We start from the raw sequence: 13,684 nt of genomic DNA, 5'->3' as shown, positions 1-13,684 counted from the left end.
CTTTCCCTATAATATATATTTTTTTGATTATAATTATATATTATCATTTAATACTTTTGTATTAAATTTTTATAAATAAATTTTTGTCCTAAATAAAATTATTTTTTGCAGGAATCCCTCTCAATCAATTTATGTGACAATACATAGTTCTTTTTTTCAAGTTCTTGCTTATTTATTAATTTTATGAGCATCCTCATTCCAACAGACCCCATGTCATAAGTGGGTTGCGCTACAGTTGTTAGCTTAGGATAAAATATGGAGGCAGAATATATATTGCCAAATCCCATTACATCCACGTCTTCAGGTACCCTAATATTATTATCTCTAAGTGCATTTATAGCTCCCATAGCCACTTCATCACTGGTGCAAAATACTGAATCTACTTTAGTTTTACTGAGTATTTCACTCATTCCTTTGTAACCATCTTTTGCTTTAACATTTCCAAAATAAACCTTACTTTTGTCCAACTTCAGGTTATTTTCCTCAAGAACCTTTCTATACCCTTTGTACCTTACGGCACTAGCATTTGCCATATCTGGATTTTCACCTATGTAAGCTATATTCTTATTTCCATTTTTTATTAGATAAGTTACACCTTCATATGCAGCTTTTTCATTATCAATAGTTACGCTAGGTATACTTTCTTTTTCATTTGTGGTCTCTACTAAAACCATTGGAAGCTGAAGTTGTTTTATGAGATCCAATATTTTTGGTTCTAAGGAATTACTCATATATAAAACTCCATCTACCATCTTCTCTTTCAGAACCTTTAAATATTCCATTTCTTTTTCTATATCTAAATCAGTATTACATAACATTATATTATAATCATATATATTTGCTACATCTTCAGCTCCTCTTACAATCTCAGGATAAAACTGATTAGATATATCCGGGATTATTATCCCTATAGTTCTTGTTCTTTGAGTTTTAAGACTTCTTGCTACTATATTGGGCCTATAACCTAGTTTTTCAATAGCTGTTAAAACCTTTTTTTTAGTTTCTTCATTTACAACGTCTACATCATTAAGTACTCTAGATACTGTAGCTATTGAAACTCCTGCCTCTCTAGCAACGTCTTTAATTGATGCTGCCACCTTATCACCTACCAATTACTTTTTTAATAATTATACTTATAAAATTAACTTATTACAAGCTAATTTACAATATTTCATATATCCAATTAAAACTAATCACTAACTTTAAAATAAATATATATTTAAAATTAGTGATTAGCCTATTTACTAATTGCTTTATTTATTTACTACTTCCATTGCAATATCTAGTTTTTCTCCATTAATGTTACAATTATTATATTCTCTATTGGCATTATAAATAACATCCATAGAAAGAGTTTCTTTTTTTATTCTTTCATCAAACTTTTTCACTACCGCTTCAAGTTTTTCATTACCTGAAATATATAGATTTATCTTATCTGCAACTTCGAAACCACTTTCTTTTCTCATATTTTGAACTTTGCTTAAAATCTCTCTCAAATTTCCTTCTTCTCTAAGTTCTTCTGTAATTGCGGTTTCTAAAACAATTCCAGTGCTTCCTTCTCCTGCAAATGCAAATCCCTCTAAGCCTTCCATTGTAATAAGTAAGTTATCTGAATTTAACTCTATTTCTGACTCTGATATATTTATCTTTACGGTTTCCTTGTCATTTATCTTTTGTGCCAATTCCATTTGATTCATGGATGATATTTCATTCTTTATTTTTGGTATTAATTTACCATATTTTTTACCTAATACAGGTAAATTTGGTTTTATACTAAAGTTAACATACTTTGATAAATCTGCATTAAAAACTATATTTTTAATATTCAATTCATCCTTTATTATATCTCCATAATATTCAGGAAGAGTATTTACACTTATAAGCATTTCAGAAAGAGGCTGCCTATTTTTTATATTAGCACTGTTTCTAGCACTTCTTCCAAGTTTAACTATCTTATAAGCTTCTTCCATATCTTTCTCAAGTTTATCATCTACTGCACTTGAATCATATTCTGGCCATTTACATAAATGAACACTTTCTACTGCATTTTTATCAAGATTTACTACAAGATTTTGATAAATTTCTTCTGTCATAAATGGTACAAATGGTGCAGCTACCAGACATAAATTATTTAGTACTTTATATAATGTTAAATATGCTCCTATTTTATCATCTGTTAACTTTTGACTCCAGAATCTTGATCTATTTCTTCTTACATACCAGTTTGAAAGTTCATCTACAAAGTTTCCTATATTCTGAGCAGCTTGAGTAATTCTATAATTATCTAAGTGATCTTCAGTTTGCTTTATAAGAGAATTCAATCTGGAGATTATCCACTTATCCATTACATTCTCACTTACAAAATCTTTATAATCCATAGGGTTAAAATTATCTAAATCGGCATAAAGCACATAAAAAGAATATACATTCCATAGGGTACCTAAGAATTTTCTCTGACTATCCTGTACTGCTTCTTCATAAAATCTAGATGGAAGCCATGGTGCACTTTCAGTATAGAAATACCATCTAGCTGCATCTGCTCCTTCATTTTCCAAAATAGTAGAAGGACTTAAAACATTTCCTTTATGCTTTGACATTTTTAATCCGTGTTTATCCAAAACGTGTCCCAGAACCACACAATTTTCAAATGGACTTCTATCAAACATTACAGTAGATATAGCCATAAGAGTATAGAACCATCCTCTAGTCTGGTCTACTGCCTCAGATATAAATTGTGCAGGGAAGTTTTTCTCAAAAACTTCTTTATTTTCAAAAGGATAATGATGCTGTGCAAAAGGCATTGAACCTGAATCAAACCAGCAATCAATTACTTCTGATACTCTCTTCATTTCTTTTCCACAATGAGGACACTTTAACTTAACTCTATCTATATAAGGTTTATGAAGTTCTATATCATCTGGTACATTTATTCCTTTTTCCTTTAATTCTTTAATACTTCCTATGCACTCTCTATGACCACATTCACATTCCCATATTGGAAGAGGTGTACCCCAATATCTTTCTCTGCTAAGTCCCCAATCTATTACTCCTTCAACAAAGTTTCCAAATCTACCAGTTCTTATATTATCAGGATACCAGTTTGTATCATTAGTATTTTTAACTAGTTTATCTCTCATTTGAGACATTCTTATAAACCAAGTATCTCTTGGATAGTATAAAAGTGGAGTATCACATCTCCAACAGAATGGATAGGAGTGAGTAAATTTTTCTGCCTTATAAAGTATTCCTTTTTCTTTTAAATATTCTATTATTTTAGGATCAGCATCTTTTACGAAAAGACCTTTCCATGGAATAACTTCTTCTTTATATCTTCCTTGAGTATCTACAGAATTTGTCATAGGAATATTGTATTTTTTCCCTGTAATACTATCATCTTCACCAAAAGCAGGAGCTGTATGAACTATTCCAGTACCTTCTGTTAAGGTTACATAATCTGCATGAACAACATAATGTGCTTTTCCTTCAAAGGATGCGAAATTGAAGATTGGTTCATAATCAAGTCCAACTAATTCTTCTCCCTTGAACTTTCTTAAGACTTCATATTCTCCCTCTAGCTTTTCTAACATAGCTTCTGCTAGTATTAAATGTTGTTCTTGATTAAGAACTTCTACATAATCATAGCTTTTATTTACAGCTAATGCCATATTATTAGGAAGTGTCCAAGGCGTAGTTGTCCATGCTATCATGTATTTATCTTGGTCCTTAATTTTAAATTTAACATATACTGATGTCTCTTTTACATCTTTATATCCTTGAGAAACTTCATGGGAAGAAAGTGCAGTTCCACATCTAGGACAATATGGCACTATTTTATGACCTTTATATAAAAGATCCTTTTCCCATATTTTTTTAAGTGCCCACCATTCTGATTCTATGTAATCATTGTGATATGTTACATATGGATTATCCATGTCTACCCAGAATCCTAACCTATCAGACATTTCTTTCCATTGGCTTACATAAGTAAATACACTATTCTTACATTTCTTTATAAAATCTTCTACACCGTATTTTTCAATTTGTGGTTTTCCAGAAATCCCAAGACTCTTTTCAACTTCTAGTTCAACAGGAAGCCCATGCGTATCCCAACCTGCTTTTCTCAATACTTTATATCCCCTCATAACCTTATATCTTGGTATAAGATCTTTCATAACTCTAGTTAGAACGTGTCCTATATGAGGTTTGCCATTTGCAGTTGGAGGTCCATCGTAAAAAGTAAAGTATTCACCATCCTCATTTTCTTTAAAACTTTTTTCAACTACTTTTTTATCTTGCCATAATTTTAAAACATCCTTTTCCATCTGTACAAAAGTTTTATCACTATCAATTTTTTTATACATGGATTTAACCCCTTTCTATTCTCATTGTTAAGTTTTTACTATTTTTCAATGTTTATACACCATATAATTTTTAAACTAAAAAATACGCAATAAAAAAACTTCATCCAAATAGGACGAAGTTTAACTCGCTGTACCACCTATGGGTAATAAATTTAAGTACTACCATACTCTATTCTGTAACGTAGAATTACGTAAGAATTTACTAAAGTGATTATAAAAATACTGTTCAATTCTTCAACTCCCAGGTGATTTTCTTTAAGCTTTTCTATGGGTTTTCAGCACTCCCCCACTCTCTGTAAATAAAAACAAACTTAAATACTTTTCCTGTTCAATGTTTTTCAATTACTACCTATATAATTTCCTTTTATTATATTATATGAATTTTCTATTGTCAATTTTTTTAGACAATTTTTTTGTATTATATTCCTAAAACCTGTAATATAGCACTTGCTATGGCTTGTGCAGCTTTACTTCTACCACCATCAGTTCCTAATATTCCCGCATCATTTTTATTGGTAAGAAAACCTAACTCCGTTAAAACCGTTGGTGCAGTAGTATGCTTTGCTATATAAAGCCAGCTTCCATCTTTAAGTCCCCTGCTATAGGTTCCAAGAGCACTAGACAAGCTTTTTTGTATAGCCTCTGCCATTTTCTCTCCCTTTACACTTCCTGCATAATACAGTGTTTCAGTTCCTTCTGCAGCTGGATCATCAAAAGCATTGGTATGAATTGAAATCATATAGGTTGCACCTGCATTGTTTGCAGTATCACATCGTCTTTGAAGACTTTCAGTGACAGTTAAAGAAGTTGTTTTTCGCTCATCTGTAGTCCTAGTATAAATTACTTTGACTCCCTTGGATTCAAGTATTTTCCCAACTTTTAAGCCAACACTTAAAGTTACATCATCCTCTTGAAATCCATTTCCATTTGAACCTATATCACTACCTATGCCATGACCAGGATCTATAACTATCACAGGTGCACCTTCCGATGGTATTACTGGTACTGGCTCTATTTGTTTTGCTTTTACAGTTAAAGTAAATGTTACAGTTTTACTATATCCTGTTACAGTTCCCTTATACGTAAATATACCTACCTTAGATGTGTCAACATTGTTTGGATTCCATACAATATTTACTTTTTTACTAGTTCCATCACTCATGGTAGCTTGTACACTAGTTGGCAGAGAATACTTACTTCCTACAATTATACTATCCGATAAGTTAGATATTGAACTTACATTTACTGTATTTTCTTCCTGAAGAGATGGTAAAGACTTTAAAATTCCATTTGCAATAGCTGATGCACTTTTATTTTGAAAATCTTCACTTCCAATTAATTGGCTTTCCTTAGGATTAGTCATAAAGCCAAGTTCAACCATAACAGCTGGTGCTGTAGTTCCCATCAGTATTTTATGCTGAGCTGTCCCTTCTTTAATCCCTCTGTTAGAGAGTCCTGTATAACTTATTAAGTCACTTTGAATATTATTTGCTGTATTTTTAGCAGAATCATTTGAAGCTCTATAATAAGTTTCTATTCCATTCACCAAGGCACTTCCCGTATAGCAATTAACATGCAGACTGACAAACAAATTTGATTTTGCGTTATTTGCTATGTCAAAACGAGCTTGTAAATTTGTACTATCATTCCAGGTTACATTATCATCTTTCCTGGTGTAAACCACGTTTACTCCATTTTGCTCTAATATTTTTCCAGTCTTTAGTGCCACAGACAAATCTACATCTTTTTCTTTCAATCCTGCTTCACTTATATTTCCTGCATCAGTTCCTCCATGACCAGCATCAATTGTAACAGTATATTTGTTATTAGAACTTGGGTTAGATTTCACTCCAAATTGCACCTTAGCTTCGCTGGACAGATTTTTCCCATTTACAGCTTTTACTCCACTTTTTACAATTAAATTATAGGTTTTACCATATGCATACTGGCTTTTAGGGGTAACTTCTACACCCATCCCATCCTTTTCAACCTGCAAAGATATGGGGACAGCATTTCCTGTACTATCTGTTACCACTATGTTTGAATCATTTACTGTATCTTGGTCTAATTTCATGTTGAACTTTATATTCCAGGATTTATTGGTTTCCACATCATTTCCTATAGTAATTCCGCTGTAATTAATTGCATGTACAGTATTTCCTTTTGCAAACACAATTAATACAAATATAAGACTTAATAATATCATCATAGAAATTCTTGTAATCTTCAAATAATGACCCCCGTTCAGCAGAATAATTGCCTTAGTGTAACATATACTATTATAATTATAGTATAAAAAATGAGAATTTTGTACTTAAAAATTGTTATGTTAACATATTAATTCAAAATAATCAAAACATATTTTACAAAGGGGCGATATTCTATGAAAATAAGATGGTTTGGTCATTCAAGTTTCTTATTTGAAGATTCAAAAGGTAGAAAACTTTTAACAGATCCTTTTGACGAAACTGTAGGCTATAAAACTTTTAAAGGAGACGTTGATGTCGTTACAATAAGCCACAATCATTTTGACCACTGTTATACTGAAAAGATAAACTACAAACATATTATAAATAAAATAGGCGCTTTTAATCTGTGTGATATACCTATCTATGGTATACCTTCTTATCACGATAAAGTTAAAGGTGCAAAACGAGGTGAAAATATAATATTTATCATTGAAATGGACGATTATAGGATATGTCACCTTGGAGATGTTGGATATGTATTATCTCCAGAAGAGATAAAAAGTTTAGGGTCCATAGATGTGCTTTTGATTCCCATAGGAGGAAATTTCACTATAGATGGAAAAGAGGCTGCTGAACTTGCAAAATCCATCAATAGCCACATAATAATTCCAATGCATTATAAAACTTCTCAGTTAACTTTTGAATTAGATGGATTAGAAAAATTTCTTAAATATATGAAAAATACAGAAAGAATTGAAAGCAATACATTAACTCTAGATAACAAACCTGAAGATTTTAATCTAGTTAAAATTCTTAACTTTAAGTAACTTACTAATATTAAGTGATTCTTAGGTTTAGGTGGAGTTATACCTTTTCTCCATCTGAATCTTATTAACAGTACTCTTAGTGTCTTTAGCACTTAGAATATATTATTCTTTAGGGGGGAAGACCTTATCCAGGCGTGCAGCAGTGCTTATCCCCCATCGCATATAGGAATATACTTACAAAGTTCATTACTAAAAAAACTTTTTATAAGATTTTATAACTAAAAAATCAACTTATACGCAGGCATATTTTTACAATAGAGAAGCTCTTTTAAATATTTTGTATATAAATCTTAGGTAAAAATTTTTAAAAAATCTAGAACTTTTGAACTGTTTGAGGTACGAGTTTTCAAAAGTTCTCAGTATTTTTTTAAATTTTTCCTTTAGACTTATCAAAATATTTAACTGAGCTGAAGATTGTAAAAGATATCCGGAGTATAAGTTGATTTTTTGCTTATAAACCTTATATAACTACACTCTAATTATGTTTTACATGTTCTAATCCTGCATTAATCAACTTATTTATATGTTCATCATCTAGGGAATAATACACCGACTTTCCCTCTCTTCTAAACTTAACTAGCCTTGCAGTCTTTAAAATTCTAAGTTGATGAGATATTGCAGACTGACTCATTTGGAGTATTTCTGTAATATCACAAACACATAATTCCTTTTTAAATAATGCATATATAATCTTAATTCTTGTATAATCCCCCAGCACCTTAAAAAGTGCTGATAAATCCATAAAAGTCTTTTCATCCAACATACTTTTTCTGACACATTCTATGCAATCCTTATGAATTTCAGTACAAGAGCAAACTTCAATTTCCGAATTGTTATTCATATTATCAACTCCTCGTCATGAAGTATTATAATATATTTAGCTAAAGTTTTTCAACTAAAAGTCAATACTATTACATCATTGGAATCTAAACTTTTCTTTACATCAATAATTCTCTGATTACTGGATCCTTTAAATTTTAATTTTGCATCTTTTTTGTTCTCTTCAAATTTTCCATCCACTAGCACATCTACATTATTTAAAAGACATTTCTTTGCCATATCTGAGCCATTAACTATAGATTCAAAGGTGTATCCTGTATAACACCATATATTTAAATTTAATTCTTTAATTTTATCAGCCATGTATGCAAATTCTTCAGGTTGCTCAAATGGGTCACCACCTGAAAATGTAACTCCACTTACCATAGGATTATCTTTAATATCACAAACCAGTTTATCTATATCTTTTAGCTGACCGCCTTTGAAATCATGGGTAGATGGGTTAAAACATCCTTTACAATTATGTCTACATCCCTGGGCAAAAAATACCCGTCTCATTCCAGGGCCATTAACTAGGCTCTCATATGCAATACCTGCCAATCTAATTTTTTTGCAACCCATTGATTTTTCCTCCTTCTTATGCATGGCTTAATTAACTACTGAGATTTAGCAATATACATGTTTGCTACTTCCCTGGGATATTCTATCCCTTCTTTCTGCTGTCTTACCTTCTCCAAATCTTTCATCTAAAGATAGATACCCTGTAACCCTTGATATACCCTGTATATTGTTGCTTCCACATTTAGGACAGACATCTTCCCCGTGCATATAGGTTCCACATTCTTTACAATATCTTATGTGAAAGTTTATCCCTATATAACTTATATTTGTATTATCGTAGGCATAGTCAATTATACTTTTAACAACCTCTTCCGATGGATAATCATCAACTTCTATATAACTTATGTGACCTCCATTACAAAGTTTGTGATAAGGAGCCTCTATATCAATTTTGTCTTTTATAGATATTGGATATCCTACAGGTATATGGTAGGAATTAGTATAATACTCTTTGTCTGTAACTCCAGGTATTTCTCCAAATATCTTCTTATCATGTACTATAAACTTTCCACTTAAGCCTTCAGCTGGTGTAGCATAGCAGCTCCAATTTAAATGTGTTTCCTCTATAAGTTTATCTGTATAATTTCTTATATATGTAATTATCTTTATCCCAAGTTCCCTTGAACTCTCATCCTCACCATGATGTTTCCCAGTTAATGCAATTAATGTTTCAGCAAGTCCTATAAACCCAATAGCCCAAGTACCCTGCTTCAATATTGGTTCTATCGAATCTTCTGACTTTAAGTTCTCTGCACCTTTCATAAGTTTCTGACCTGCTACAAAAGGTAAATCTTTAACTCTGAGCCTCTTTAGAATACCATATCTATGCATTAAAGATTCCCTTGCTAACTCTAACTTTCCTTGTAATAATCCAAAAAATTTACTTACATTTCCCTTAGATAAAATTCCAAGCCTAGGTAAATTAATAGTAACAGGAGCTATATTACCTCTACCCTTTACCCCTGGATCTCCATTTACATTTGAGCAGACATAGGTACGGCATCCCATAGTTGCAGGTATTACACCTTTATCATAATATGCTTTATTAAAATCAGCATCTAAATTCATAAAAGTAGGATTCATTCTCTTTGAAGCCACCCTACATGCAATTTTAAATAAATAATAATAAGGATCTTCCTGATTCTTATTTACGCCTTTTTTAACCCTAAATATTATATTAGGGAATATAGGTTGTTCTCCTCTTCCAAGTCCTTTTTCATATTCCGTCAAAAATACCTCACATACAAGAGCTGCATCCTTTGAGGTTGGTATACCTATATTTAGTGAGCTAAAAGGTACCTGTGATCCTGCCCTAGAGTGCATGGTATTAAGATTGTAGATTATTCCCTGCATAGCCTGTTCTATACTTCTTCTTAATTTCTTTTCAGAAATATCTTTTATTTTTTCCTCTCCTACTCCCATTTCCTTCAGGTTCTTCAATATTTCCTTTCTTGTAGGTTCAACAAAAATGGCCATATCATTATCAAAGTCTGGGTGAGACTGTCCACCAAACATATCATTTTGTGCTGACTGCAGTAATATACAAGAAAGTTCTGCAGCAGATTCTATTCTCTTAGGAGTCCTTATATTTCCATATCCTGTATTAAATCCATCTAAAAGCATTTCCTTTGTTGGTATATGAAGACAATTTACAGTTAAGTTATAAGAATCTAAGTCATGATAATATATATCACCATTTTCATGAGCCTTAGCTAAATGTTTAGGCATTGTAGCTAAATTATGCCACTTGTTAGACTCACTGGCAATCCTCAAGAGCTTTGCACTAAAGTTATTTCCAACATTTGCATTATCCCTGTCTGTTTGAACTCCTATTTTATCAATAGCCTTCATAAGATCAGACTTTATTTCTCTTATATCATTTCGTTCTCTTCTATAATTTGAATAAGCTAGCCCAATTTTAACATAGCCTTTCTTCATAAGTACTTCTTCAACTATATTTTGTATATCTTCTACATTTACTTCCTTAAGATTAAGATTTTCTATATTTTCTGTGACCTTTTGAGTTAAATCAATAAATTCACTTTCTTTTAAATCAAAACCTATTTCATCACAAGATCCTTTTATGGCATTGGTTATCTTAATGGAATCAAAGGGAACCCTTCTACCATCTCTTTTCACAACATGTAGCATATACCTTCCTCCCAACTACTATATATTGTATAAACGACTTGATTATTATACCTTGCCATATATAAAAAAGCAATTTATAAATTGAGCTTTATTTTTACTTTAAACCTATAAAAACCTATAAAGCACACTTTTTAATTGAAATGCATCAAATACCTATAAGATAAAATTTCTAGGAATAATATTTAAAAATACAGATAAAAATAACATATATAATCTTATCTTTAGGAGGACTTTCATGATCGGCAAAATAATTGATATGAATATTACAGACGCACTTGTAAGCTTTCAGGATGGTACTACTGCTAATGTGGGAGCTACTCATTTACCACCCGATTCTAAAATAGGTGATAGAATAAATATCCATCCAATATCTGAAGTTACATTAAATGACAAGTATAAACAGCATCCAGTTTTGTTTTAACCCTAATTGATATGCTGTGTGAAAAACTGTGGTACATTTTTATCACAAATAGTTTTTGAAAGTTTAGGGGATTATGTAATTTTTTACACAATCCCCTTTTCTTAATTTACCTTAATAGCGCAAACAGGACAACTGTCCTCTGCATCTTTCGCAGCGTCCTCTGTTTCTCCTGGGACATTATCTTCAATTGCCTTAGCTTTTTCGTCATCATCCATCTGAAAAACCTCCGGACATATACTTGGACATAGCCCACATCCTATACAAGTGTCTTTATCAACTACAGCTTTCATACTATTTCCCTGTTATTAATAACAAGTTTTCACTCCTCGCTATATAATTAGTTACTTTAAAGTACACTTTATATTATCCCAAAAATAATGCTTATTATAATAATTTCTACTTTAATTTTTTTATAAAGTTATTAAGTAAATCATTATATTCCAATGATTTTGATATGTATTCTTCTGCCTTCTTAGCTTCCATATTTTTTACCAAATCAGAATTTATGGGCATTTCAGCAAGAAGTTCTAATCCAAGATAATCAGCTTGTTCTTTCGCTGAATTTTCACTAAATAGCCTTACTTTTTCACCACATTTTCCACATTTAACATAGGACATATTCTCTACTACACCTAATATATTTACCTTTAGGTCTTCTGCCATTATAACAACCTTTTTTACTATCATAGATACCATATCCTGAGGAGTAGATACTATTATAACACCTTCCATTGGAATTTCCTGCATTACAGTAAGAGCTACATCTCCAGTACCTGGAGGCATATCTATAAGCAAATAATCTAATTCTCCCCAACTTGTATCTGAATACATCTGTTTTAACACTCCTGTTATCATAGGTGCTCTCCATATAACAGGTTGTTCTTCCTCTTCTGTCAAAAGATTTAAGGATATAACTTTTATTCCCGAAGAAGATTCTACTGGAGAAAACTTTATTTCTTCACTTTCCCCCACTTGTAGTATATCCGCCCTTTTATCGTTTATTCCAAAAAATCTAGGCATAGATGGACCTGTTATATCTCCATCAAGTACTCCCACCTTATATCCAGAGTTTCTTAATTTTGATGCCATTATTCCCGTAACTGTAGACTTACCTACTCCACCTTTTCCACTCATAATACCTATTATATGCTTTACGTTCCCATACTTAGGCAATATGTATTTACATCCACCTTTATCCTCTTTACTGCACTTTGATTTACTTGAACAACCATCGCAATTACTCAAATCATTTCTCCTCCTTTTATATAGTTAATCCACATTAAATTTTAAGCAACATTTCCTATATTTTTAAAAACCATTAGGCTTATTTTCCGATATGCTCTTGTTCCATCCGCCACTGCTGTATGTATCCTGTACATAATAAACCTTCTCACTTTGATTTTGTCTATCAAAAAGTGTAACAGTCATTTTATACAATGTGGATTTATAGCCTTCTGTCTTTATTGTTACCCATACATCATAATTATCTTCATCATTATTCCCAATGTTTGCATTTTTAAATTTACTAGTAAGATCCGATTTAAATTCTTCCTGTTCAGTGGAAAGTATAAATCTTTGTGCCTCTATATCATCTTTTAAATTTATTCCTATTTTCTTAGTTTTATCCTTTTCACTAAAATATTTATTTAACGTATCCATTATGGACCCATAGTACACAGATTTAAAGTCACTTGGCGGCATCCTTGTATTCCAAAAATTATTTATCATATCGTTGTCTATTCTATTTGATACTATATATACTTGACCTTTGCTATAGAGATTTCCTAAATCTTTCTTATCAAGTCCTGCTATATAACTAAACTTGTGAACTTTATTGTTTCCTTCATCTATTTCGAATACATAATCAGGATCCAATGATGATTTTTTTGATACTTTTTTAGCAGAAGATAGTATATCGTACAAATTTTTAATGGTACTTTGATCAGTAACTACAAATTTAAATCCCTGATCCCTTGTATTTTGAATAATTATCTGTTTAACTTTTCCCTGCTGTTTCATATATTCAAAATCTGAATTTTTTAAACCTGCCTTAACTTTTAATTGATCCAATTTACTACATCCACACAATAAGGTTACAGGTATTAAAATGCAGGATATTATAAATATATTTAATCTTTTTTTGGTAATCTTGTCCAATGTTTTCACCCACTGCAGAATTTTTAAGAATTTAATATGTAAAAATTATATTTACAAATACATTCTAGTATACAGCGAGGGATTCTCACCCCTTTCTATCTTAATGAAATCTATGATTATTATACCATAATTAGTATAAAAAAATCCCCTTTCATATAATAAACCTGAAGGGGATAA

At 31.3% G+C, this 13,684-nt stretch carries 11 protein-coding genes and 1 other annotated feature; of the genes, 2 read left to right on the top strand and 9 right to left on the bottom strand.

Annotated features, from left to right (window positions below; genetic code table 11):
- Positions 1–98 precede the first annotated feature (98 nt).
- The 3 genes from CLAU_RS11240 to CLAU_RS11230 form a co-directional block, all read right to left on the bottom strand.
- On the bottom strand, positions 99–1,097 hold the full coding sequence (locus tag CLAU_RS11240) for a LacI family DNA-binding transcriptional regulator (protein ID WP_013236880.1): 999 nt from the start codon (positions 1,095–1,097) through the stop codon (positions 99–101).
- A 156-nt stretch (positions 1,098–1,253) separates the two neighbouring features.
- Complete coding sequence (gene ileS / locus CLAU_RS11235) at positions 1,254–4,361, bottom strand: isoleucine--tRNA ligase (RefSeq protein ID WP_023162537.1); 3,108 nt, start codon at positions 4,359–4,361, stop codon at positions 1,254–1,256.
- A gap of 106 nt (positions 4,362–4,467) precedes the next feature.
- Positions 4,468–4,702 (bottom strand) — a binding site (T-box leader).
- Between the two features lie 77 nt (positions 4,703–4,779).
- Positions 4,780–6,591, bottom strand: coding sequence for an N-acetylmuramoyl-L-alanine amidase (locus CLAU_RS11230; protein ID WP_023162536.1), 1,812 nt, complete (start codon positions 6,589–6,591; stop codon positions 4,780–4,782).
- 153 nt (positions 6,592–6,744) lie between these two features.
- Here CLAU_RS11230 and CLAU_RS11225 point away from each other — a divergent pair, with 153 nt between their 5' ends.
- Positions 6,745–7,377, top strand: coding sequence for an MBL fold metallo-hydrolase (locus CLAU_RS11225; RefSeq protein WP_013236877.1), 633 nt, complete (start codon positions 6,745–6,747; stop codon positions 7,375–7,377).
- A gap of 475 nt (positions 7,378–7,852) precedes the next feature.
- Here CLAU_RS11225 and CLAU_RS11220 read toward each other — a convergent pair whose 3' ends face one another.
- The 3 genes from CLAU_RS11220 to CLAU_RS11210 are packed head-to-tail and all read right to left on the bottom strand — an operon-like array spanning position 7,853 to position 10,929.
- The gene (locus CLAU_RS11220) at positions 7,853–8,218 is read right to left on the bottom strand and encodes an ArsR/SmtB family transcription factor (RefSeq protein WP_013236876.1); all 366 of its coding nucleotides are present in this window, start codon (positions 8,216–8,218) and stop codon (positions 7,853–7,855) included.
- A 50-nt stretch (positions 8,219–8,268) separates the two neighbouring features.
- Entirely contained in the window at positions 8,269–8,778 is a 510-nt protein-coding gene (gene nrdG, locus CLAU_RS11215) for an anaerobic ribonucleoside-triphosphate reductase activating protein (protein WP_023162535.1), read from the bottom strand.
- A gap of 45 nt (positions 8,779–8,823) precedes the next feature.
- Complete coding sequence (locus CLAU_RS11210) at positions 8,824–10,929, bottom strand: anaerobic ribonucleoside triphosphate reductase (RefSeq protein WP_023162534.1); 2,106 nt, start codon at positions 10,927–10,929, stop codon at positions 8,824–8,826.
- Positions 10,930–11,164: 235 nt separating this feature from the next.
- Between CLAU_RS11210 and CLAU_RS11205 the strand changes: the two genes are divergently transcribed.
- Complete coding sequence (locus CLAU_RS11205) at positions 11,165–11,350, top strand: hypothetical protein (RefSeq protein WP_013236873.1); 186 nt, start codon at positions 11,165–11,167, stop codon at positions 11,348–11,350.
- Positions 11,351–11,451: 101 nt separating this feature from the next.
- On the opposite strand, the gene CLAU_RS11200 is transcribed toward CLAU_RS11205, so the two are convergent.
- The 3 genes from CLAU_RS11200 to CLAU_RS11190 form a co-directional block, all read right to left on the bottom strand.
- A complete protein-coding gene (locus CLAU_RS11200) occupies positions 11,452–11,640 on the bottom strand; it encodes a ferredoxin (protein WP_013236872.1) in 189 nt (62 codons plus the stop codon).
- A 106-nt stretch (positions 11,641–11,746) separates the two neighbouring features.
- Entirely contained in the window at positions 11,747–12,595 is an 849-nt protein-coding gene (locus CLAU_RS11195; RefSeq protein ID WP_013236871.1) for an Mrp/NBP35 family ATP-binding protein, read from the bottom strand.
- Positions 12,596–12,658: 63 nt separating this feature from the next.
- Complete coding sequence (locus CLAU_RS11190; RefSeq protein WP_023162533.1) at positions 12,659–13,516, bottom strand: YhfM domain-containing protein; 858 nt, start codon at positions 13,514–13,516, stop codon at positions 12,659–12,661.
- Positions 13,517–13,684: the final 168 nt, after the last annotated feature.

The organism is Clostridium autoethanogenum DSM 10061, from assembly GCF_001484725.1.
Taxonomy (GTDB): domain Bacteria; phylum Bacillota; class Clostridia; order Clostridiales; family Clostridiaceae; genus Clostridium_B; species Clostridium_B ljungdahlii.
The sequence above is the reverse complement of the archived record's forward strand: the minus strand, read 5'-3'. Positions and strand labels throughout refer to the sequence as shown.